22 protein-coding genes are annotated in these 22606 nt (G+C 60.6%); 13 read left to right on the top strand and 9 right to left on the bottom strand.

From position 1 onward, the window contains the following. The first annotated feature begins 57 nt into the window (after positions 1-57). From QSK43_RS22540 to QSK43_RS22530, 3 genes are all read left to right on the top strand, one after another. A complete protein-coding gene (locus QSK43_RS22540) occupies positions 58-1134 on the top strand; it encodes a siderophore-interacting protein (protein ID WP_332305419.1) in 1077 nt (358 codons plus the stop codon). Positions 1135-1305: 171 nt separating this feature from the next. Further along, on the top strand, positions 1306-2250 hold the full coding sequence (locus QSK43_RS22535) for a VOC family protein (protein WP_332305353.1): 945 nt from the start codon (positions 1306-1308) through the stop codon (positions 2248-2250). A 258-nt stretch (positions 2251-2508) separates the two neighbouring features. After that, on the top strand, positions 2509-3123 hold the full coding sequence (locus QSK43_RS22530) for an alpha/beta hydrolase (protein WP_332305352.1): 615 nt from the start codon (positions 2509-2511) through the stop codon (positions 3121-3123). Positions 3124-3351: 228 nt separating this feature from the next. Here the strand turns inward: QSK43_RS22530 and QSK43_RS22525 are convergent, their stop codons facing one another. Next, positions 3352-3936, bottom strand: coding sequence for a transglycosylase SLT domain-containing protein (locus QSK43_RS22525; RefSeq protein ID WP_045023460.1), 585 nt, complete (start codon positions 3934-3936; stop codon positions 3352-3354). 678 nt (positions 3937-4614) lie between these two features. Here QSK43_RS22525 and QSK43_RS22520 point away from each other — a divergent pair. Then, positions 4615-5148, top strand: a complete 534-nt coding sequence (locus QSK43_RS22520; RefSeq protein WP_332305351.1) for a transglutaminase-like cysteine peptidase — start codon at positions 4615-4617, stop codon at positions 5146-5148. A 54-nt stretch (positions 5149-5202) separates the two neighbouring features. Here QSK43_RS22520 and QSK43_RS22515 read toward each other — a convergent pair whose 3' ends face one another. After that, on the bottom strand, positions 5203-6090 hold the full coding sequence (locus QSK43_RS22515) for a DMT family transporter (protein WP_045023461.1): 888 nt from the start codon (positions 6088-6090) through the stop codon (positions 5203-5205). Between the two features lie 244 nt (positions 6091-6334). Here QSK43_RS22515 and QSK43_RS22510 point away from each other — a divergent pair, with 244 nt between their 5' ends. Together QSK43_RS22510 and QSK43_RS22505 are read left to right on the top strand one after the other, a co-directional pair. Then, positions 6335-7633, top strand: coding sequence for an adenylosuccinate synthase (locus tag QSK43_RS22510; RefSeq protein ID WP_332305350.1), 1299 nt, complete (start codon positions 6335-6337; stop codon positions 7631-7633). 70 nt (positions 7634-7703) lie between these two features. Beyond that, positions 7704-9977: a hypothetical protein gene (locus tag QSK43_RS22505; protein WP_332305349.1), complete on the top strand. Its 2274-nt coding sequence runs from the start codon at positions 7704-7706 to the stop codon at positions 9975-9977. A 338-nt stretch (positions 9978-10315) separates the two neighbouring features. Here QSK43_RS22505 and rpoH read toward each other — a convergent pair whose 3' ends face one another. The 3 genes from rpoH to QSK43_RS22490 form a co-directional block, all read right to left on the bottom strand. Then, positions 10316-11218, bottom strand: a complete 903-nt coding sequence (gene rpoH, locus QSK43_RS22500; RefSeq protein WP_045023467.1) for an RNA polymerase sigma factor RpoH — start codon at positions 11216-11218, stop codon at positions 10316-10318. A 165-nt stretch (positions 11219-11383) separates the two neighbouring features. Further along, positions 11384-12208, bottom strand: a complete 825-nt coding sequence (locus QSK43_RS22495) for a class I SAM-dependent methyltransferase (RefSeq protein ID WP_332305348.1) — start codon at positions 12206-12208, stop codon at positions 11384-11386. A gap of 286 nt (positions 12209-12494) precedes the next feature. After that, entirely contained in the window at positions 12495-13517 is a 1023-nt protein-coding gene (locus tag QSK43_RS22490; protein WP_332305347.1) for an RluA family pseudouridine synthase, read from the bottom strand. Between the two features lie 37 nt (positions 13518-13554). On the opposite strand from QSK43_RS22490, the gene QSK43_RS22485 reads away from it, so the two are divergent. Both QSK43_RS22485 and QSK43_RS22480 read left to right on the top strand, forming a co-directional pair. After that, the gene (locus tag QSK43_RS22485; protein WP_045023474.1) at positions 13555-13947 is read left to right on the top strand and encodes a hypothetical protein; all 393 of its coding nucleotides are present in this window, start codon (positions 13555-13557) and stop codon (positions 13945-13947) included. Beyond that, positions 13937-14809, top strand: coding sequence for a TrmH family RNA methyltransferase (locus QSK43_RS22480; protein WP_332305346.1), 873 nt, complete (start codon positions 13937-13939; stop codon positions 14807-14809). Before QSK43_RS22485 ends, QSK43_RS22480 begins: the two co-directional genes overlap by 11 nt. A 239-nt stretch (positions 14810-15048) precedes the next feature. Here the strand turns inward: QSK43_RS22480 and QSK43_RS22475 are convergent, their stop codons facing one another. After that, positions 15049-16239, bottom strand: a complete 1191-nt coding sequence (locus QSK43_RS22475) for a hypothetical protein (RefSeq protein WP_332305345.1) — start codon at positions 16237-16239, stop codon at positions 15049-15051. 255 nt (positions 16240-16494) lie between these two features. Continuing rightward, the gene (locus tag QSK43_RS22470; RefSeq protein ID WP_045023479.1) at positions 16495-17091 is read right to left on the bottom strand and encodes a DUF1134 domain-containing protein; all 597 of its coding nucleotides are present in this window, start codon (positions 17089-17091) and stop codon (positions 16495-16497) included. A gap of 251 nt (positions 17092-17342) precedes the next feature. Between QSK43_RS22470 and chpT the strand changes: the two genes are divergently transcribed. From chpT to QSK43_RS22455, 3 genes are all read left to right on the top strand, one after another. Further along, the gene (gene chpT, locus QSK43_RS22465; RefSeq protein ID WP_045023481.1) at positions 17343-17990 is read left to right on the top strand and encodes a histidine phosphotransferase ChpT; all 648 of its coding nucleotides are present in this window, start codon (positions 17343-17345) and stop codon (positions 17988-17990) included. A gap of 84 nt (positions 17991-18074) precedes the next feature. Beyond that, on the top strand, positions 18075-18602 hold the full coding sequence (locus QSK43_RS22460; protein WP_332305344.1) for a GNAT family N-acetyltransferase: 528 nt from the start codon (positions 18075-18077) through the stop codon (positions 18600-18602). 118 nt (positions 18603-18720) lie between these two features. Beyond that, positions 18721-19767, top strand: a complete 1047-nt coding sequence (locus tag QSK43_RS22455) for an alpha/beta hydrolase family protein (protein ID WP_332305343.1) — start codon at positions 18721-18723, stop codon at positions 19765-19767. A 37-nt stretch (positions 19768-19804) separates the two neighbouring features. Here the strand turns inward: QSK43_RS22455 and QSK43_RS22450 are convergent, their stop codons facing one another. Together QSK43_RS22450 and ctrA are read right to left on the bottom strand one after the other, a co-directional pair. After that, positions 19805-20320, bottom strand: a complete 516-nt coding sequence (locus tag QSK43_RS22450) for a GNAT family N-acetyltransferase (protein WP_332305342.1) — start codon at positions 20318-20320, stop codon at positions 19805-19807. Positions 20321-20402: 82 nt separating this feature from the next. Further along, the gene (ctrA, locus tag QSK43_RS22445) at positions 20403-21107 is read right to left on the bottom strand and encodes a response regulator transcription factor CtrA (RefSeq protein WP_006314973.1); all 705 of its coding nucleotides are present in this window, start codon (positions 21105-21107) and stop codon (positions 20403-20405) included. 479 nt (positions 21108-21586) lie between these two features. Between ctrA and QSK43_RS22440 the strand changes: the two genes are divergently transcribed. Continuing rightward, positions 21587-21937, top strand: coding sequence for a flagellar export protein FliJ (locus tag QSK43_RS22440; protein ID WP_045023487.1), 351 nt, complete (start codon positions 21587-21589; stop codon positions 21935-21937). A gap of 313 nt (positions 21938-22250) precedes the next feature. Further along, positions 22251-22454 (top strand): DUF1059 domain-containing protein, encoded by a 204-nt coding sequence (locus QSK43_RS22435; protein WP_332305341.1) that lies wholly within the window; start codon positions 22251-22253, stop codon positions 22452-22454. Positions 22455-22606: the final 152 nt, after the last annotated feature.

Genomic DNA, 22606 nt, shown 5'->3' with positions numbered 1-22606 from the left:
CCTTTACAGCGCAGTTGTGTCCGGTTTAAGAATACTCGACTACAAAGTGAAGGATTTATACCCGTGTCTCTCCTGTCTGCTGAAACCTCCGTCTCGCTGCCCGATCCGCTGTCGATAGTCGACGCATTCGAGGATCATTTTTCCGAGCACATGGAGATGGAGCGCGAGGGGCCGACGGTGCGTTTCAAGACGGAATACGGCCATGGCAGTTTCAGCGCCGAAGGCGGCCGGTTTGCCGCCCGGGTAAGCTGTACGACCGAACACATTTTGATGTCGGTCAAGGCCATGGTGGCCGAACATATCGTCGAGTTTTCCGGCGAGACGGGGCTGGATTTCCGCTGGAGCGGCCACGGGGCTCACCAGCGCGAATTGCCCAATCTCTTCGTCGGCAGGGTTGCCCGCGCCTATAATCTGACGCCGCATATGCGCCGTCTGGTGGTTTCCGTCGAAAGCGGCATCGAAAGACTGCTCACCAGCGGCATGCATGTTCGCCTGCTGCTGGTGCCGGATCAGGCCCGCGCGCCGGTCTGGCCTTACCTTGCGCCGACTGGCGCCATCGTCTGGCCGGCGGACGAGGATCTCCTGACGCGCCGCGTCTATACCATCCGTTCCGGCGATGTCGGTCGCGGTGAGGTGGATATCGATTTCGTCATGCATGAGGGCGATCGCATGCCGGGCGCGAATTTCGGAGCCACGGCAAAACCGGGTGACGTCCTCGGCATTATCGGCGCCAGCGGCGTCTGCCCGGAAGCGGAGCGTTATGTCTTTGCCGGCGACGAGACGGCGCTGCCGGTGATGTTGCGCATGGCGGCGGAAATGCCTGTTGGCAAGAAGCTCAGCGTCTATGCCGAAATCGACGACGAGGCGGAACGGCAGGAAATCGCCTGCGCCGCCGATGTCGAATGGACATGGCTTTATCGTCGCGGCAAGCCCGCCGGCACCGCTGGCCTCATCGAACAGGCGCTGCGCGGCCACGCCTGGAGCGACAATCACGAGGGCCTGCATGTTTTCGTCGCCTGTGAGAAGACCGAAGCGAGGGCGGCGAAATCCTTCCTCACCGACGAAATCGCTTTCCCGAAAGCGTCGCTGCGCGCGGTCGGTTACTGGACGATGGGTCTCGCCGACGATCATTGAGGCCCGGACTGTTTTCCGGCAGGCAAGTGAACAGTAAATTTTATCGTTCACCATTTGGGAACAATCCGTTCCGCTTGTCTGGTCTATGCCTTTTCCGCCTCTTACCCCATCTTCACGCCATGAACACGGCTGGCCCGATCGATGGGCCGCCAAGGCGAAAAGGGGTTTATCATGCTGAACCAGATCAAGGGCCTGCACCACGTCACGTCCATGGCCGCCAGCGCGCGCCAGAATAACGGGTTTTTCACCGATACGCTCGGCCTGCGCCGGGTGAAGAAGACCGTCAATTTCGACGCGCCTGATGTCTATCATCTTTATTATGGCGATGAGGCCGGTACGCCCGGCTCCGTCATGACCTATTTTCCGTTCCCGCATATCGCCCGTGGCCGTCCCGGCACCGGCGAGGTGGGCGCCACGCTGTTTTCAGTCCCGGAAGGCTCGCTCGCCTATTGGCAGGATCGCCTCTCCAAGGCGGGCGTCGATGGTCTGAAGACCGACGAGGCATTCGGCAACAGCCGCCTGCACTTCGCCGGGCCTGATGGCGATGGTTTCGCACTGGTCGAGGTCAAGGATGACGCCCGCGCGCAATGGACCGGCAATGGCGTTGGCGCGGATCAAGCGATCCACGGCTTTCAGGGCGCTTCCTTGCGTCTCCGCGACGAAGGGGCGACCGCCGAGCTTTTGAAATTCATGGGTTATGAGGAAGTGGATCGCCAGGACGGCGTGCTGCGCCTCGGCATTGCTGGCGGCAACGGCGCAGACGTCATCGATATCGAAACCATGCCTGATATCTCCGGCGCGCGCCTCGGCGCGGGTTCGGTGCACCACATCGCCTTCGCGGTCGAGAACCGCGAAAAGCAGCTCGAAGTCCGCAAGGCGCTGATGGATACGGGTTATCAGGTAACCCCGGTGATCGACCGCGATTATTTCTGGGCGATCTATTTCCGCACGCCCGGAGGTGTGCTGTTCGAAGTGGCCACCAACGAGCCGGGTTTCGACCGTGACGAGGATACGGCCCATCTCGGCGAGGCGCTGAAACTGCCTTCCCAGCACGCGCATCTGCGCGCCCAGCTTGAAAAGCAGCTGGAGCCGCTGGGTGACGAGAAAACGGCTTAACCCACTCTGACCTGGCCATCGTTTGGCAGGACGTTTGCCACTCTTTTCTTCTCCCCGCCGGGGAGAAGGTGGCCCGAAGGGTCGGATGAGGGGGCAACATCAGCGATAGACCGCAAGCTTGCCCCCTCATCCCGCTGGTTTCTTCTCCCCGGCGGGGAGAAGAAACCAGCGGCGCTCGCTCGCTCCATATGGGACTCCGCTTGGCTGAAGAAGTCGTGCGGAAGCCGTTTAACCCTTCCTTCCAGAAAGGATTATCCGATGAACAAGGATACATATTTCCACAAATCCCGCCCCGGCGTCGCGGGTGCGCCGCTCTTCGTGGTGCTGCACGGCACCGGCGGCGATGAGAACCAGTTCTTCGATTTTGGTGCGCGGCTGTTGCCGCAGGCCACCGTCCTCTCGCCACAGGGCGATGTCTCCGAACATGGCGCGGCGCGGTTTTTCCGGCGCACCGGTGAGGGTGTCTACGACATGGTCGATCTCCACCGGGCAACGGTCAAGATGGCGGATTTCGTGAAAGCCAACCGGGAGCATTATCAGGCTGGGCCGGTTATCGGCCTCGGCTTTTCCAATGGCGCGAATATTCTCGCCAATGTGCTGATCGAGCAGCCCGATCTGTTCGACGCCGCCGTGCTGATGCATCCGCTCATCCCGTTCGAGCCGGAGGCGGCTGCGGCCAAATCCTCGCGCCGGGTGCTGATCACGGCGGGCGAGCGTGATCCGATCTGCCCGGTGCCGCTGACCAAGGCGCTGGAACAGAGCCTCGTGGCGCAGGGCGGCACGGCGGAAACGGTGTGGCATCCGGGCGGCCATGAAATCCGCTCGAACGAGATCGATGCGGTCAGGGGCTTTCTGGCGGCTTACGGGGAATAAGGCGTGCCCGCGATTGTCGGCGTGGCCTTCTACGTCAGGCGTTACCGTTACGATGCCACGTAAGGGTTTTGGCAAAGGGTTGCACCAACTCGACGTCATCCTCGGGCTTGACCCGAGGACCCACAACCGTTGAAATCAATGGATCCTCGGGTCAAGCCCGAGGATGACGGAGGAGAGGTTTCGACACCTTCGTCGGGCATTGTGGGGTCGGGTTGCTCCAACCCAGCCTCAGCGATACCCGCATTGCTGCAATTGCCCCTCGTAACGCAGCGCCATGTTGGCGGAGCGGCGGGCGGCTTTCTGAACGGCGGAATTGTTGCGCCAGCTTCCCTTCGCGTAACCGGCATGGCCGGAATAATAGGCAAGGTAGAGATTATAGGGGTCGTTCAGCGAAATGCCGTTTTCGCGCCGGCTCTTGGCGTGGTACCAGCCGACGAAGTGGATTGCATCGGTGAAGTCCGTGCGGCTTGCCGACCAGCGGCCGGTTTCGCGCTTATAGACCTCCCATGTGCCGTCCAGCGCCTGGGCATAACCGTAGGCGGTCGACTGGCGCGTCCAGGGAATGAAGCCGAGAAGCTTGGTGCGCGGCGGGCGAGCATAGGGGCGGAAGGCGGATTCGGTGTAGATCGTCGCCATCATGACAGGCACCGGCACGCCGAATTCGCGCTCTGCCGCCTTGGCGTCGCGCCGCCAATTGTTGAAGACGCCGTTCCGCTGCTCGAAAATCGCACAGGCATTGGTCACTTGCGACGGTGCGGTCGCACAGCCGGCCAGAACAGTCATCAGAAAAACAACGGCAAATACGCCACGCATCGCGGAACCCTTTCGTTCCGCTATTCTTAAATTGCTAACCATTAACGCCGGGTTTTAAGACAAGGTTAATTCAAATGCCGCCGATCAAGCGCTTGTTAACCCACTGAAAATTCCTGTGTCCGGGATGCGGCGAAACCATGGGCTGAGTGGCGCTTTTTTCCGGAAATGGCATTTGCCGCATCCTCGCGCGTCCCCGGTCTTTCAAAGCCGCTTATGATGATCCCATCCCGGTCATCAAGCGTGCGCGCGGCGCAAGGTGGACGGGGCAGGCGGCCGAAACCGGGGAGTTTCCCGATGTCACGGTTGAGGCGGCCGGCATATGCCCACCTTCCAAACAGGAACCGGTTTGGCGGGCGGGTCATATGTTGAAGCCGGGGCCGCATCGACTGCAAACCCTTAACACACCATCTTATACCCCCGCAGCGATGCGGCCCCTTTATCGCTTCTCAAGCGTTGCCTCGGTTTCGGGGCGACGGTATTTGCGCATACTCGAAAAAAGCGCCCGCTGTACAAAATGAAAACCGATAAAATTGTAGCAATCGGCTTAAAGCGGCTGAAAACAGTGGTGTGCCATTGTGGGATCACAGACAAGGAGCGGACATCCTGCAAAGACAGGGCGCTCCGAAAGCAGAAATCGAGACCGGCACAAGCCGGCGGATCGCCAAACGGGGTATGAAAATGCTGAAGAAGATCATTGCTGCCGCCATCTGCGGAATCGCCATTGCTTCCATGTCCACTCATGCCGATGCGGCTGGCGCCGCCGGTTTTGCCCGCAGCTTTGCCGCCGTCGAAAAAACGACGGTCGCGCAGATCGCCATTTCCGCGCCCGGCGGTTTTGATGGTTGTGTTCTTTCCGCCGGCCAATGCGTTTCGACGATTGCTGCACCGCTGACCGGCGAACGCCGCGAGGAACTGCTGCGCGTCAACCGCGAAGTGAACGCCACCATGGGCGCGCTTGATGACTATTTCTCCGGTTTTGCAACCGATGTTCCGGCAACGCCTGCGATGAGCGCTGAGGATTGCGGCGATTGCGCCGCGATCAAGCGCACGGCGCTTGCCGGCGCCGGCTGGTCTTCCGCAGCGCTGCGCCTCGCCTTCGCGCTTGATGATGACGGATCGCTCGAAAAAGTGCTTGTTGTCACCACCGACAAGGGCGATATCGTACTCGGCAATGCCGCTTTCTCTCCGGTTAAGCGCGAAACCGCGCTCTAACCCGAACCTTTTCATGCCTGCCAGACTGCGCCGGTTTTCCAGACCCTCACGGGATCATGGAGCCGGCGATTTTTTTCGTTCCGCCACGGCAATGCCGGCCAGCGCCATGACCAGCGCCGCGATCTGGTAGGTATGCAGGGTCTCGCTGAGCACGACGACGGAAAGCAGCGTGCCGAAGACGGGTACGAGATTTATGAAAAGGCCGGCACGGTTGGCGCCGATCTGCTCCACGCCCTTGATGAAGAAGATCTGCGCCACCAACGAGGCGAAGATGGCGGCATAAAACACCAGCACCCAGCCTTTTTGATCCGGCCAGATCACATTATCCTGCGACATCTCCCAGAAAATCAGCGGCACCGAGCTGACGAGCGCGAAAAAGGCGGGGATCGCCATCAGCGTGCGCCAGTCAACGGCGGGTTTCCAGCGCAGGATGACGGTGTAGATGGCATAGACCAGCACGGCGAGCAGCATGATGGCGTCGCCCGCATTCATTTCCAGCTGCAGCAGCGATACGGGATCGCCATGCGAGGCGAGAAGCGCCACGCCGGCAATGGTGAGACAGAAACCGGCGATCTGGCCGAACAGCACGCGGGTGCGGAACAGGACGAAGTTCAGCACGAATATGACCATGGGAATGCCCGCCTGGATGACGGCGGCATTGATGGCGGAGGTGTGTTGCAGCGCCGTGTAGAGAAAGACGTTGAAGGCGGTGTAGCCGACGCTGCCGAGCACGAAGAAATAGGGCAGGCGTTTTTTCACCACCGGCCAGTCCTTGATGAGCTGCGGCACGGAAATGGCGAAGATGATGGCGACGGCGAAGACCCACCGCAGGAAGGTGAAGGCCATGGGGCTGATGTGGCCGACGGCGAGCTTTCCGGCAACGGTGTTGCCGCCCCAGCAGAGCGTGGCGATGATGAGGGCGATATAGGCTTTCGAAGGCACGCTGATGTTTCGCTTCTTCAAGGGGGGGCGGAAAAACGAGAGGGGGTGAACGGCGGCCTCGCGCCCGCGCTTGTCCTCCCCACGGGGCGAGATAATGCGGAATTCGGCATTTTGTCACGGAAAAAGCAAAATTCACCATAAGAAACAGGGTCGCTTTCCGTAAAACAACACAGTATACATTCGCGGGTTTGGGTTTCCCATCGGGTTATCGGGCGCGCAAGCGCCATGAGCAGGAAAGCAAGAAATGACGAATGTTGTGGTGGTCGGCTCGCAATGGGGCGACGAAGGCAAAGGCAAGATTGTCGACTGGCTGTCCGAGCGGGCAGATGTCGTCGTGCGGTATCAGGGCGGCCACAATGCCGGCCATACGCTTGTCATCGATGGCATCAGCTACAAGCTTTCGCTTCTGCCTTCCGGCGTCGTGCGTCCCGGCAAACTCGCCGTCATCGGTAATGGCGTCGTGGTCGATCCGCATGCGCTGATTGCTGAAATCGGCCGTCTGGAAGTGCAGGGCGTCACGGTAACGCCTGAAAACCTGCGCATTGCCGACAATGCCACGCTCATTCTTTCCCTGCATCGCGAGCTGGACGGCATGCGTGAAGACGCCGCCTCCAACAGCGGCACCAAGATCGGCACCACGCGTCGCGGCATCGGCCCGGCTTACGAAGACAAGGTCGGCCGCCGCGCCATCCGCGTCATGGATCTTGCCGACATGGAGGCGCTTTCCGCCAAGGTCGATCGCATCCTGACACATCACAACGCCCTTCGCCGTGGTTTCAGCGCCGCTGAAGTCTCGCATGAGACCATCATGGAAGAGTTGAGCTCGGTTGCTGAGCGCATCCTGCCGTTCAGCGAAACCGTGTGGCTGCTGCTCGACAAGAAGCGCCGGGCCGGTGCACGCATCCTGTTCGAAGGCGCACAGGGTTCGCTGCTCGATATCGACCACGGCACCTATCCTTACGTGACCTCTTCCAACACGGTTGCCGGCCAGGCCGCTGCCGGTTCGGGCATGGGTCCGGGTTCGCTCGGCTATATTCTCGGCATCACCAAGGCCTATACGACCCGTGTGGGCGAAGGCCCGTTCCCGACCGAGCTGCATGACGAGATCGGCCGGTTTCTGGGCGAAAAGGGCCATGAATTCGGCACCGTCACCGGCCGCAAGCGCCGCTGCGGCTGGTTCGATGCGGCACTGGTGCGCCAGTCGGTCGCCACCAACGGTATTACCGGCATCGCGCTGACCAAGCTTGACGTTCTCGACGGTCTGGACGAGCTGAAAATCTGCGTCGGCTACAAGCTCGACGGCCAGGAAATCGATCACCTTCCCGCAAGCCAGGGCGCTCAGGCGCGCGTCGAGCCGATTTACGTCACGCTCGAAGGCTGGAAAGAATCTACCGTCGGTGCCCGAAAATGGGCGGATTTGCCTGCTCAGGCAATCAAATATGTCCGTCAGGTCGAGGAATTGATCGGGGCGCCTGTCGCGCTTCTGTCGACAAGTCCGGAGCGTGACGACACCATACTTGTGACTGATCCGTTTGAGGACTAATGTCCTCGACGATCTAGATTCATAAACCATATCGGGCCGGTACGTCGCCGGTCACGACGAGAAAGTGCTTATGGCGGATTTTGTAGCAGTCATTCGCAAGGCCGTGGATGGCTTGGCGAACAATACTCCCGAAAACCGGGCGAAGGTTTACGACAAGGCGCGCAGTGCGGTTGTGCGCCAGCTCGAGAATATGAAGCCACGTCCGCCGGAAGAATTGTTGCGCCGGCAGATCGCCAAGCTCGATGCCGCAATCGCCGAGGTGGACAGCGAATATGCCGAGGCCTTGCCAGCGCTGGAGGAGGATGAAGCCTTCTCCCCCGCTGCGGAAGAGGCGGCAGCGCCGCACCAGCAGGACATTGCCGACGAGCCCACGGTCCATGCCGGGGAGCAGGATGAGCGGCACGAGCCGGTTGAAGAAGAACCTGCTCCGGTTGAACCCGCAGAGCCTGAGCCGGTTTACGAAGAGCCTGCCCGTGAGGAAGAGCCTCTGCACGAGGCGCACGTTTCCGCTGTCATCCCGCATGAGGAGCAGCGTTACGGGCAGCACCAGCCGGAAGAGCTTTACGACGCGCCGGAACCTGTTCATACCGCCCCTTCTCACGAAGAGGTTGGCACCTATTTCACCCGCGCGGATGAAGAGCCGGCTCATCAGTCGGAAGACGAGCGTGTTGGCGATGTGGAGCCCCATGCCGACGATTCCGTTCCGCCTCATTGGGCGCAGCCGGTAGACGAGGACGACTGGCGCAAGCTCGACAAGGCCGATGACGAAGATGTCCGCCCGGCCGCCGAGGAATACGCCGAAGTGCGCAACGAGGCGGGCGACCATTCCGTCGTTGCCGGTTATTCCGCGCAGCATTATCAGGCGCCGGATGTCAGCTTCGAGCCGGAAAGGCGCGACGAGGACGACCATGCCGACCACCGCGCCAGCGTCGATCCGGTTTTTGGCGGACGTGACGATTTTTCCGAACCTCGCCAGACGGAAGACACAGCCCCGAAAAAGGCGGCTGTCGTCGAGGATTTCTCGTCCTATTTCGAGGACACGGATCTCGCCATTCCCGCGAAGGATGCTCCGGCGCTTCCGCGCGCCGATAACGATCCCTTCGGTGACCGGACCGCAGTCAAGGACAACAAGGAACGCACGCCCTGGGACGATCTGGACGAGCTGATCGGTTATGACGGCGCGTCGTCTTCCAACCGGGCAACTGCGGATGAAACGCCTGCTTTGGGTACTGCGGCTGCGACGCCGGCTTACATGGTCAAGAAGAAGCCGCGCCGCAATTATGCGTCGCTGGTGCTTGCCCTTGTCGGTGCCGGGCTTCTCGCCGGTGGCGGTTACGCGCTCTGGCAGAATCGCGATGCACTGAACGACATGGTCGGCGGACTGGTGCAATCGGCGCAGAATGGCGGGGGAACCCAGACGCCTTCGACCGATACGACGCAGCCGCAGACATCCACGCCGCCCGCTGGCCAGCAGCCGCCTGCGGCCGGGCAGCAGCCGGCAACAAACCCGACCAATCACCAGGCCCAGCCCCATGGCGATGACGGTTCCGTCACCGGCACGAAGTTCACCCAGCGGCTTCTGGCCGACGGGACCGAACGTGACGAGGGGCCTGCACCGGGCGCCAACGGCCAGCCTGTCACGGCGGAAGGCCAGTCGGTCTACGAACAGAATGTTGCGGCACCGCCTGCGGGCGAGGCTCCGGCCAACACTGCGCCCGCGCCCGCCGGTGCGCCCACGGGAACGCCTGCCGGTACGCCGCCCGCCCAGCAGCCTGCCGCTGCCGCCACCGGCGACCGCATGTTCCTTTACGAGGAAGTGCTGGGTCAGACGGTTCCGACCGCCATTCAGGGCAGCGTTTCCTGGTCGTTGCAGCAGGAAAACGACAATGAGGGCCGCCCGTCTCCGACGGTGCAGGGCCAGATCACGGTTCCCGGCCGTGGCCTCAGCGCGCTCATCACCTTCAAGCGCAACACCGATCCGTCCCTGCCGGCAAGCCATCTGATCGAAATCGTCTTCTCGGTTTCGCCCGGCTTCGAAGGCGGCGCTATCGACAGCGTCCAGCGCATCGCGATGAAGAGCACGGAACAGGATCGCGGCAACGCCCTGATCGCGGTTCCGGCCAAGATCACCGACGATTTCCACATGATCGCGCTCAATGACTTCCCGGATGCGATGAAGACCAATCTGGAGCTGCTGAAGAGCCGCAACTGGATCGATATTCCGGTCTCCTATCGCAACGGCCGCCGTGCGCTTCTGACCCTGCAAAAGGGTACCGACGGCATCGCCGCCTTCGATACGGCGCTGCGCGAATGGGCGGCTGCAAAGCCCGCAACCGGACAGTGATGGTTTGTGGGGACCGGCTTAAGGCTGGTCCCCTCATCGCCTCGCTACGCTCTGGCACTTCTCCCCGGCGGGGAGAAGAATTTGCCGCGCCCTCTCGACCTCTCAACGCGCAACCCTGAAGTTTCATGCGGAATGAGACAGTGCTCCAGCTTCTTCTCCCCGGTCGGGGAGAAGTGCCGGAGCCGTAGCGAGGCGATGAGGGGGAGCGCTCCCGTTTCTTCGCAAGGGTGCGTCTAACAAAAAACCCGCAGACCTTGCGATCTGCGGGACTAGCTCATTCCTGAATTCGACGTCATCCCCGGGCTTGACCCGGGGATCCATACCGCCAGAAGGCTTCCTTAAGCATCCACCACGCGCAGCGCGCGGGCGGCTTCGAGGGCTTCCTTCTGAACGGCTTCCTGCACCTTCTCGAAGGCGCGAACCTCGATCTGGCGCACGCGTTCGCGGCTGATGTCGAATTCGGAGGAGAGTTCTTCCAGCGTTACCGGGTCTTCGGCGAGGCGGCGAGCCTCGAAGATGCGGCGTTCGCGTTCGTTCAGCACGCCCATGGCCTTGGCCAGCATGCGGCGGCGGGTTTCCAGCTCGTCCTGCTCGATCAGCACGGCTTCCTGGCTTTCATGGCCGTCCACGAGCCAGTCCTGCCATTGGCCGGATTCGCCCTCGGATGCCTTGATCGGCGCATTCAGCGATGCGTCGCCATGCAGGCGGCGGTTCATCGAGATGACTTCTTCCTCGGAAACCTGCAGCTTGGTAGCGATTTCCTTGACGTGTTCCGGCTTCAGATCGCCCTCGTCGATCGCCTGGATGCGGCCTTTCAGCCGGCGCAGGTTGAAGAACAGGCGCTTCTGGTTGGCCGTCGTGCCCATCTTCACCAGCGACCACGAACGCAGGATGTATTCCTGGATCGAGGCCTTGATCCACCACATGGCATAGGTGGCAAGACGGAAACCGCGTTCAGGATCGAACTTCTTCACCGCCTGCATCAGGCCGACATTGCCTTCGGACACGACTTCGCCGATTGGCAGGCCGTAACCGCGGTAACCCATGGCGATCTTGGCGACGAGACGCAAATGGCTGGTGACGAGCTTATGGGCGGCGTCGCGGTCGCCATGCTCGGCGTAACGCTTGCCAAGCATGTACTCTTCCTGCGGCTCCAGCATCGGAAATTTGCGGATGTCGTCGAGATATCTATTGAGACCGGCTTCACCGGCCGTAATCGTAGGCAAACTATTGCGGGCCATAAAGCACCCCCTTATCTATGGTCTGGAACGGCACCCTCCTGAATTGACGATTACTCGCCCGAGGCACACCGCTAGTGGCGGGTCGTTACCGACCCCGCACGAACCCATGTAACAAATATGTATGCGCCCGCCGCGTTTCAAGCGAAGGGGGCGTTCACACATGCGTTATGTTCCGGCGACACTGTCTCTGACCTGTTTAACTTTCGAGCGGTAGATTCGTTCCGAAAATCCGCCGAGGCCGGAGCGCACCATCAGCTCATACATCACCCGCCTGCGCATGGGATTGTGCAGGCGCACGACGGTGGAGCCGAGAAATTGCGTTTCGACATGGCCAAGCGCCTGCAAATCGGGTTCGTCGGCGATGGCGCCGGCGTAAACCGCGTGAAATTCGCGGTGGCAGACATAGGTCTTGTATTTGGTCATGGCGAAGCAGGCGAGGCTGTGGCCATGCGTGCGCAGAAAATCGGCGACGCCAACAGTCACTTCCGGCCAGGCAGGGTTGAAGGTGTCGTCGAAGACGATGACGCCGTGCGGGGCGATCGCCTCCATCGCCAGTTTCGCATCGGCCAGCACATGATGCAGGTGGTGCCCGCCATCGATGCTGAAGAACCGAACCGGGCCGATCTTCGAGGTGATGTCGGCGGGTGCGAGCCGGGTGCTGTCAGCCTTGATGATCAGGTCCTTGTCCATGGCAAAACCCAGCCGCCGACCGTTTTCCATCAGACGGTCATACTGGTCGAGGCTGCCATCCTCCGGCGGGTCCATTTCGAACAGGTCGACGCCAAGTACCTTCTCCTGCAAATGCGCGAATTTACGCAGCAGAAAATAGGAGCGGCCATAATAGACGCCGATTTCCGCCATGCCGCCCTCAAGGCCGTCTCTCGTCTGCGCCTGCAGCAGCGCCTTGAAGACGAGGGCGTCGGGCGGGTCGATATAGCCTTCGACGCTGCGTAGATCCTGAAATATAAAACGGCGTTCATCGATATTCATGCGCGATAGATCCCGTCATCATGCCGGTTTCGTTCAGCTCTGCGGATCGAACGAAAAGCATCCCTTGCGGCGTTTGTATTCGGCAAGCTCGTTGTGCGGCCACGGTATTTGCGGGGACGATTTCAAGCGGGCCGGGGGTCGAGGAGGTGAGATGATTGAAGCGGAATTGGGGCGGTCTACAAAAAGGACCATTCGCGGAATATCGCTATCCGCTAATCTTTTTTTATTATCCGGGGCTTCCGGCAAGATGCATGGCGCGGTTTTTTTGCTGCGCCATGCGGCTTTTTCAGCCGCGCAGGGCGGTGATCAGTTCCTGCATGTCATCAGGCATGTCGGTTTCGAACTCCATCACCTCGCCGGTGCGGGGATGTTCGAAGGCGAGCAGATAGGCATGCAGCGCCTGTCGCGGGAAGGCGTTGACGGTGCTTCTGGCCGGTTCTTCCAGCAGGTTCGCCTTGGTGCGGAAGGCCGCGCCATATTCCGGATCGCCGATCAGCGGGTGGCCGATATGGGCCATGTGCACGCGGATCTGGTGGGTGCGGCCGGTTTCCAGGCGGCATTCCACCATGGAGGCGAGGCAGGATGCATCCGGCCTTTCATGGAAGCGCTCCATCACCTCGTAATGGGTGATCGCCTCGCGGGCATCGTAGGTATCCTCGCGCTTGACGGCACGTTTGGTGCGGTCGGCACCGCGGCCGAGTGCTGCGTCGATAGTGCCGCGCAGCGTGCGCGGGCGGCCCCAGACCACGGCTTTGTAGGCGCGTTCCAGCGGGCCGGTGCGGCCATGGTCGGCAAATTGCGCGGCGAGATGGCGATGGGCGTTGTCGTTCTTGGCCACGACCATGACGCCGGAGGTTTCCTTGTCCAGCCGGTGCACGATGCCCGGCCGCTTCACGCCGCCGATGCCGGAGAGGCTGTCGCCGCAATGGTGAATGAGGGCATTGACCAGCGTTCCCGTCCAGTTGCCGGCACCCGGATGCACGACGAGACCGGCGGGCTTGATGAGCACGATCAGGTCCTCGTCCTCGTATTCCACGTCGAGCGGGATATCCTCGCCCTTGGGTTCGGGGTCTTCCGGTTCCGGCATCACGATTTCGATGCGGTCCTGCGGGTGCACCTTCTTTTTCGGTTCGGTCACCGGCGTCCCGTTCAGGAAAACCGCGCCCTGCTCGATCAGCGCCTTCAGGCGGCTGCGCGACAGGTCGCCGCCAACTTCGCCCGCCAGCCAGGAATCGAGGCGGCCTTCGGCGTCTTCCCCGGCAATCAGGACTTTCCTTGCGTCTCCGCCTTGTTTAAAGGGGTCGTTCATTCTTATTTTCCGATCAATCAGCATTTCAGGGAACCCGATGACGCAGATCGAGCAAGACGAACAGGAAGACAAGCCGCTTGATCCGGCCATGGATAAAGTTCGCCGCAAGATGATCCGTTTGCAGATCGTGTCTGGCTCCGTGATGTTTATCAGCCTTATGGCCGTGTTCGGCGCGGTTGTCTACAAGGCGGTGGGGCCGTCGAAAACCGTTGCGACGCAGAGCGTACCGCAAAATCTGGGCGTTCCCACCGGCAATGGACCGCTTGCCGTGACCGCCAGCCTGCCACAGGGCTTTACGATCGACAATGTCAGCTATTCCGGCGGCGACATGCTGTTTTACGGCAAGCTTGCCAACGGCACCCGCAAGGCGCTGGTCTTCAACGTCGCGACCGGCCGGTTCCTGGCCGATGTGACGGTCGATGCCCAGTGAGGGTATTAATCCGGCGGGCGCTCCGGCGCTGCTCGACGGGCGGACGCTGATCCCGGTCGAAGACCCGGCCGATCCGCGCATTGCCGCCTTTCGCGACATTCGCGAGCGTGACCTGACCGGCCGGCAGGGCCGCTTCATCGCGGAAGGCACGGTCGTGCTGCGCATGCTGGCCGCCGCCCACAAAACGGGCGGCGCCTTTGCGGCGGAAAGCATCCTCATCCTCAAAAACCGGCTTTCCGGTGTGGCCGATATCCTTGCTGATTTTCCACCCGATGTCCCGGTCTATGTGGCGGAAGCACAGGTGCTTGATGGTATCGTCGGTTTTCACCTGCATCGCGGCATTCTGGCGCACGGCCGCCGGGTGCGTGACATGACGCTGGACGGATTGACGGACACGCTTCCCGTCTCGTCGCTGGTGCTGGTAGGCTGCGGCATTTCCAACCACGACAATCTGGGTGCGATGTTCCGCAATGCTGCGGCTTTTTACGCCGATGCGGTGTTTCTGGACGAGACCTCATGCGATCCGCTGTATCGCAAGGCGCTCAGGGTGTCCGTCGGTTCCGTCCTGTCGGTTCCCTATCATCGCGGCGGCGGCGCGGTGGAAATGCTGGAGCGGCTCGCTGCCGCCGGTTTTGCGATCTGGAGCCTTTCGCCCAACGGAACGACCGAGATACGCGACATTCCCCGTTCCGAGCGCATGGCGCTGGTCATCGGCACGGAAGGCGAGGGGCTGCCGCAATCGGTGCTGTCGCGTTTTCATACCGCCCGGATTGCGCAGTCGCCGCAGCTGGACAGTCTGAATGCGGGGACGGCTTCGGGGCTGGCGCTTTATCAGATGGCGGGGGCGATCGGGCGGGTGTAAATCTTGCGGCGTTTGTGGGGGAGGGGTTATCCCTTAGCGAATGCCGCTCACCCCCCTCTGTCCTGCCGGACATCTCCCCCACAAGGAGGGAGATCGACCCGAGGCGGGGTCCCGCCCATCTCGACGTTTGAGAATGAAGTGACGGTAAAGCTTCTTGCCGATCTCCCTCCTTGTGGGGGAGATGCCCGGCAGGGCAGAGGGGGGTAAACCTCACACGCAGAGGGAAAATTTCCGCCTGATCACCCCTTCCGCTTGCCCATCAACTCACCAGCCCGCGTCGCAAGGCTCTCACGACCGGATGCGGCAGACGCTTTGGCAAGCAGCCCCGGAATCGGCGATTTGTCGCCTTCCTGGGCGGCTGTCAGGGCGATCATCTGGGCGGCGATGCGGGCGATTTCGCGGCGGATCGGTTCGTCATTGCCGGTGCCGCGCACGTTCAGCAGGCGTTCGGTGAGCGCCGTTCCCTGATTGCGGATATCCTCGATCTCCTGCGCCAGACCTTCCGGCGGCGGTGTCGCCGGTTCCACGATGGGGGAGGTGTCTGCCGGAACGACGGGCGCGATTTCCGGGGCAGGGGCTGCCTTTTGCAGCGGCGTTGCGGTTTTTTCAACCGGCACGGCGGGGTTCGGCAGGCGGATGATCATGTCGTTGGCGCGGCCGCCGGTTGCCGCAAGCTGTTCTTTCAGGCGGGCGACTTCCTGATTGCGCAGCGTCAGCATGGTGTCGAGATCGGCGTTTTTCGCCATGAGACCGGCGAGCTGGTCCTCCAGCCGGGTAACCTTGCGGCTCTCGCGTGCAACCGCTGTCATGGCTTCCTTGTTGCGGGCTGCCACGTCCTGCAATTCGCGGCTTGCCGTCTCGCCTTCCTTGCGGAAACGGGAAGCGCTCTGTTTTGCCTGCTCGGCCTCCAGATCGCGGGTGGCGGCGAGGATTTTCGAATCATCCAGCTCGCGCGTCAGATTGGTGAGGCGGGCGGTGATTTCCGACATCTGGCCGGCGCGCTCGTTTGCGGCCTTCTCCTGTTCCAGAAGACTTGCCTGTATCACGCCGGCGCGTTCTTCGCTGGTGTCGAGGGCGGCGCGCAAGTCGCCGATCTCCAGCGTCAGCTCCTCGATTTTCAGCAAAAGGCCACGGTTCTGTTCGCCGAGGCGGTAGGCATCGCTGGAAGCGGCCTCGTTGGCGAGGCGAAGCGAGGTGTTTTTTTCCCGCTCCGTATCCAGTTCCTGACGGGCTTTGGCGTTTTCGGCGGCGTAGAGGGCGCGGGCCATGTCCTTCTGGGCGCGGACTTCCTGCGGGCTGATGGGCATCGTCGCGCGCAGGCGGTTTTCCGTATAGGCGACGATGCGGCGATGGATCGCGGGCGCGATCAGCAAGGCCAGCAGGGTTGCGGTGAGAAAACCCAATCCGAAAAGAATGGCATATTCAATCACGCGAGACAGTCTCCGAAACTCAGATACGCGCGCATTCGGAAAGAGGGCGCGAACGCACGTTACGCTATTATTGCAACCGTGGGGAGGGGGCTCCGCCAAGGCGTTGATAGAGGGCAGCGGGATGAGGAGGCGAGCGTTCCGAAATCCAGAGAGGGTGCCCCCTCATCCGACCCTTCGGGCCACCTTCTCCCCCACGGGGAGAAGAAACATGCCGCGACGTCTTGCCCTAGGTCAAATCCCTCAGGTGCCGGTCAATCAGAAGGGGTTCCAGGTCGGCTGCTGGGTGAGCTTCAGGTAACCGACATTGATGCCGAGGCGCGCGCCGATGCCGGTGCGGATGGGCGCCAGCGTGACATCGCTGCTCTTGAGATAGGTCATGCCGACGCCGGCGACGATGAAGGCGGAGCCGCTGACGCCCCCATAACGGCGGTAAAGCGCATCGACCGAAGGCAGGTTGTAGACCAGCATCATGGCACGGGTGCCCTGGCCACCATAATCGAGGCCGAGCGAAGGGCCTTGCCAGAAGACCGGATGCTGGCCGGCATTCTTGGTATAAAGCGTGCCTTCGCCATAGGTGAGGCCCGCGACGAAAGCGCCGGAGCCTTCCTGACCCAGAATATAACCGTTCGGAAGACCGTATTGCTGGAAGGCGCGTTCCACCACCTTGGCGAGGCCGCCGGTGGTTTCCCCAAAGAATCCGTGGCCTGCATCCACGACTTCCTGGAAAGAATATTGATCGCTGTTCTGGGCCGAGGCCGGCGCGACCCACATCAGGAGGCTGGCAAGGAGCGCAAAAATCTTTCCCAGTCCGAGGCGTGCAATGGTGCGGGTTTTCGTAAGGCGCATCGTCATGTCCGTCCGTCTGTTCGTTGGTGCATCAGTCCGAAAATCCGGATTCGATTTTCGACAGGACCGATGCGCAGATTCAAAGTGCTGGAACATTCCTTGTCCGTCCGAACGGATGCGGGGCGCTCCAGGGTGGCCTGTTAAGGCATTTGGCATTTTGAAACCATCCTATTAACAATCGGTTTACCAAATATGGTGTCATTATGGCTTAACAATTTCCACACCGTCCGCGCCTCCCTTGCGCAGGAGAGAATTTTATGACGAGCAAACTCAATATCACGCTGTCCGGTCCCGATCTGGCGGCTCTTCTGTGCAGTCGTGTGTGCCATGACGTGATCTCTCCTGTCGGCGCCATCAATAACGGCCTCGAATTGCTGGACGAGGGCGGCACCGATGACGATGCGATGGATCTCATCCGCACTTCGGCCCTTAACGCATCCGTGCGGCTGAAGTTCGCACGGCTGGCTTTCGGCGCCTCCGGTTCCGCCGGCGCTTCCATCGACACCGGCGAGGCCGAAAAGGCCGCCAAGGATTTCGCCGCCGCCGAAAAGAAGGCCGAAGTGAGCTGGAACGGCCCACGCGCCATCGTTGCGAAAAATCGTGTCAAACTTTTGCTCAACCTCTTTCTCGTTTCCTACAGCGCCATCCCGCGCGGCGGCAATGTGGATGTGGTGCTGGAAAACCCGGAGGGTGACGCCAAGTTCGAAATCACCGTCAAGGGAAAGATGATGCGTATTCCGGCGAAATTCGCCGAGATTTACGAAGGCAGGCTGGAAGAGGCGGTCGACGCTCATTCCGTGCAGCCCTATTACACGCTGCTCTTGGCGGAAGAGGCCGATATGGCGGTGGAATACAAGGTGCATGAGGATCGCATCGTGTTTACCGCAAAGACGATTGCCGCGTGATCGTTCAATTGCAGAGGTGAGTTTTCGAAAGGTCGGGCCCGCATCTGTCGGTGCGCCGACCTTTTCTGTCCGGGGAACAGGTTCATGACACGTCTGACAACCGCTTGCCTCGTCTTGCGGCCGCACGTCATCACGGATGAAGCGCTTTATCGCGCTTTCTGGAGCGCGGACGTTCACCCCATCGAAGGGGTCAGATCGATTGCTCCGCTCGACCCTGAACTCGCTTTTGCCCGGCTTTTACGCTTCATCGGCCATTGGTCCGCTTTCGGCTTCGGCCCCTTTGTCGTGGAGGAGGCAAGCACCGGACGTATCGTGGGTGAGGTGGGTTTCGCCCATATGCGCCGTGGAAACGGGACCGATTTTGATGGCGTGCCCGAGGCGATGTGGAAAATCGACGCGAAACTGACCGGCAAGGGCGTGGCGACGGAAGCGGTGGCGGCAGCAACGGAGTGGTTCGATGGCAGCGGGATTTCGCAGCGCACCGTCTGCATGATCGATCCGCTCAACACCCCTTCGCTCGCCATCGCTGCCCGTTTCGGCTTTCGCCCGTTTCGCGACACGACGTTCAGGGACAGTCCGGTCCGGCTTTTCGAGCGGGTGGTGGAGATTTAGCGCGGCTCGCGGACGGCCGTCTCGATCGCGTTTCAGGACGACCTGAAACCTGTTTGAGGTCTCGGGCGGTGGCGGTTTGAACCAAGGGTTGGTCCAAGATCAACTCCTGGAGCTTCACATGCGCTATATTTTTCTGGTCGCAATCGCCATCCTCTCCACCGCTGCGCCCGCAATGGCGGAAACCGCCGTTGGTTTCAAACAACTTGAATTGCCCGATGATGCCGGGGCGAGAAAGCTGAACCTGTCATTGTGGTATCCGGCTGCGGCGTCCGGGAAAAGCGAGATCGTGGGTGAAAACGCGGCCTTTTATGGTCTCGAGGTCCAATCTGGTGCGTCGTTTTTGGCCGGTTCCCGCCCCCTCGTGCTGCTGTCTCACGGTTTCGGCGGAAGCTGGCGCAATCTGAACTGGATTGCCGGAGAGCTTGTGCAGCAGGGTTATGTCGTGGCCGCGCCGGATCACGCCGGCGAATCATTCACCGAAGAGGATGCGGCGGAGATCGTCCCGTTGTGGGAGCGGCCGCGCGATATCAGCAGAACGCTGACGGCGCTGCTTGAAAATGACCAACTCGCCGGCACAATCGACAGGACGCGCATCGCCGTGATTGGCCATTCCCTTGGAGGCTGGACCGCGATGGAACTGGCCGGCGCCCGCTACAGCGCCGATCTCGCTCTAAAAGATTGCGATGGAGAAAAACTTCCGCCGCAATGCAAGGCGCCGCGGATGCTGGGCAAGGTCGGAATCGTTAACGACGGCAAGGCCGACCCACGCCTTTCGATGGATTTGAGCGATGTTCGCATCCACGCGGTGGTTGCGCTCGACCTTGGCCCGGCTGCCGGTTTTCTGCCGGAAACGCTAAAACGGGTGGGCGTGCCGGTTCTGGTTCTGGCCGCCGGTGTGGAAACGCCCGAGATTGCCGCCATCAAGGCCGATTCGGAATATATCGCCCGGCATCTGCCAAAGGCGAAGACCGTCTATCGGGAAATACCGGATGCCAGCCACTTCAGCTTCATGCAGATATGCAAGCCAAACGGCGAAAAAATCGTCGAGGAGCTTTCGCCGGGAGAAGGTTTCGTCTGCCGTGATGGCGGCGGCAGGGACCGCGCAACCATCCACCGGCAGATCGCGGAGGCGATTGTCGGCTTCCTGAAAGTGGAAATGCATTAAGATGGGTGTTTGAGACGTCGCGCGACGTCCCGATCCTTCAAGCTGCGTTGATCTGATGATACCGATAGGCAAGGTCTTCGGGGTCGGAACGTGGTGCGGATGGGTCGAGAATGCCGCCGAGGCGCTGCGCAACTGCTGCCGATTTGCTGTTGTGCGGCGAGACATAGCTGACCAGCGTTTGCAGTTTCAGGGTCTCAAACGCCCAGTCGCGCAGCGCTGATGCTGCCTCCGCAGCATAGCCGTGGCCTTCCTGGCCGTCGTAAAGCAGCCAGCCCAGTTCTTTTTCCGGGAACAGCGGGCCGTGATTGATGCCGACCTGGCCAATGCATTGCCCTGTTTCGCCAAGTTCGATCATCAGCGCGCCGTGGCCGAAAAAGTGCCAGTTGGCCAGATCGTGACAGAAAACACCCCAGGTCGAGGGCAGATCGTATGGCCCGCCGACGCCGATGGAGCGGGTGGAGGCCATGAAATCCCGATAGGCGGGGAAATCCGCCATGACCTGCGGGCGCAAAGTCAGGCGTTCGGTCCTGAGAGTGGGGATAGAATGATCCATGGCACTACCCAATCATGAAATCGCAAGAAAAAACCCGCTGTCACCAGCGGGTTTTTTAAAAACTGCCATACCCTGAAAAGGATCAGGCGGTTTCGAGAAATTCCGCAGCGCCATCCGGCTCGCGCAGCACATAACCACGACCCCAGACGGTTTCGATGTAATTCGCGCCGCCTGCGGCGTTTGCGAGCTTCTTGCGCAGCTTGCAGATGAAGACGTCGATGATCTTCAGTTCCGGTTCGTCCATGCCGCCATAAAGGTGGTTCAGGAACATTTCCTTGGTCAGCGTCGTGCCCTTGCGCAGCGAAAGCAGCTCAAGCATCTGATATTCCTTGCCGGTCAGGTGAACGCGCTGGCCACCCACTTCAACCGTCTTGGCATCGAGATTGACGATCAGCTCGCCGGTGGAGATGACCGATTGCGCATGGCCCTTGGAACGGCGGACAATGGCGTGAATGCGGGCAACAAGCTCGTCCTTATGGAAGGGCTTTGTCATATAGTCGTCTGCGCCGAAGCCGAGGCCGCGTACCTTGTCCTCGATGCCGGCCATGCCGGAGAGGATGAGGATCGGCGTCTTGACCTTGGAAAGACGCAAGGTTCTCAAGACCTCGTAACCCGACATGTCGGGAAGGTTGAGGTCGAGAAGAATAATGTCGTAATCGTAGAGCTTACCGAGGTCCACGCCTTCCTCACCGAGGTCGGTCGTGTAGACGTTAAAACTTTCCGACTTGAGCATCAGTTCGATGCTCTGCGCTGTTGCGCTGTCGTCTTCAATAAGTAGAACCCGCATAATTATCCCCTTTGCCGCCCGCAGATTGGTAAATCATTGCCTCGCGCGATGCGGATCCAGACGTTGCCTGATTTGCAGGCTGCCACCAAATGGTTAACAAATTCTAATTACCTTTGGCAAGGTGTATCGAATTTATTAAGCAAAGTAGGCATTTTGCTGTTTTTGCACGTGAATCCACCATCGCCAAAATTGAAGCTTAACGTGAGGATATCGCGCTAAGTGATTCAATCGACTCTTACATCGTCTGGCCCGTTTTTTGGACCTGGCATTTACCGACCCTTAAATGATCGTGTTTATCATTAACGATGCCCGTAAACGAAAGGTTAACGGCGGCGTTTTTTTATTAACGCCCGGTAACTTTTGGGAATCATTCCGGCACAACGGGTTAACCCGGCCGGTTGAACGGGCGGGTTAAACGGGCCGATCAGGGGGCATAGTGCCTTTTTGATCCGGGTCTCGCTATCCATGGAGTATTGCGTATGAAGTCGCGTGACAGCCTGGTTCGCCTGAAGGAATTTCAGGTCAACGAAAAACGTCGGCAATTGCAGCAGTTGCAGCAGATGATGTCCGAGTTTGAACGGATGGCAAAGGAACTGGTGCATCAGATCTCTCTTGAGGAGACCAAGTCTGGAATTACCGATCCGACACACTTTGCCTATCCGACCTTCGCCAAGGCCGCGCGTCAGCGGGCGGACAATCTTCAGGTCTCGATCCGGGAACTGAAGGCCCAGCAGGAGGCCGCGGAGGCTTCTCTGGAAGAGGTGCAGGCCGAATATGAAAAGGCGGCGGCACTGGAAAACCGCGACGGAGCAATCCGCGCCCGCGCCTGAATATCGGCGCAAGATCAGATATGATCGTCCTCATTGACGGCTGCCAGTGGATCAGGAGGCGTCTTTCAATGACGGGATGCCATGTGTTTTTTTGAGAGGCCGCCCTTTGTGGCGGCCTTTCACTTTGGCGAACCGCCAACCTTTTCCAGGCAAGATTTTCCCCAGAGTGACAAGGGGCCGGGGGCATCCGGGATTTCGATTGTCCGGGGTTGGGGAAAGGCGTAATTAAACGGGGTTCCGACCGAGAGCCGGAGGCTTGTCCCACGCGCGTTCCGCGCGAACGCGGGTGGGCCAGACGCAGGGAGGAAAACAAATGGCCCGCCAATATATCGATTGCCGTGAATTCCCGAGCGACAGCAAATGCTCGATCGCCATCTCCGCCGATACGCCGGAGGAGCTTATGGAAGCGGCCGTGCAACATGCGATGACGGTGCACGGCGCAGAGGATACGCCTGAATTCCGCGAGGAAATCCGCAGGAGCATGCATGCCGGGATGCCGCCGTTGAAGGCGGCGTGATTGCTGGTAAACCGGAAAAGCTCTCCGCCGTCATGCCGGACCCGATCCGGCATCCAGCCGACGCGCGTCTGCGCGGCGAAAAGAGTCTTTTCAGCTCAATGACTTGAGCTGGCTGGACCCCGGCTCAGGGCCGGGGTGACGGAGTGTGGGTG

The organism is Rhizobium sp. GR12 (assembly GCF_036596185.1).
In the GTDB taxonomy this organism is placed as follows: domain Bacteria; phylum Pseudomonadota; class Alphaproteobacteria; order Rhizobiales; family Rhizobiaceae; genus Agrobacterium; species Agrobacterium nepotum.
This window is presented reverse-complemented; position numbering and strand designations above follow the sequence as displayed.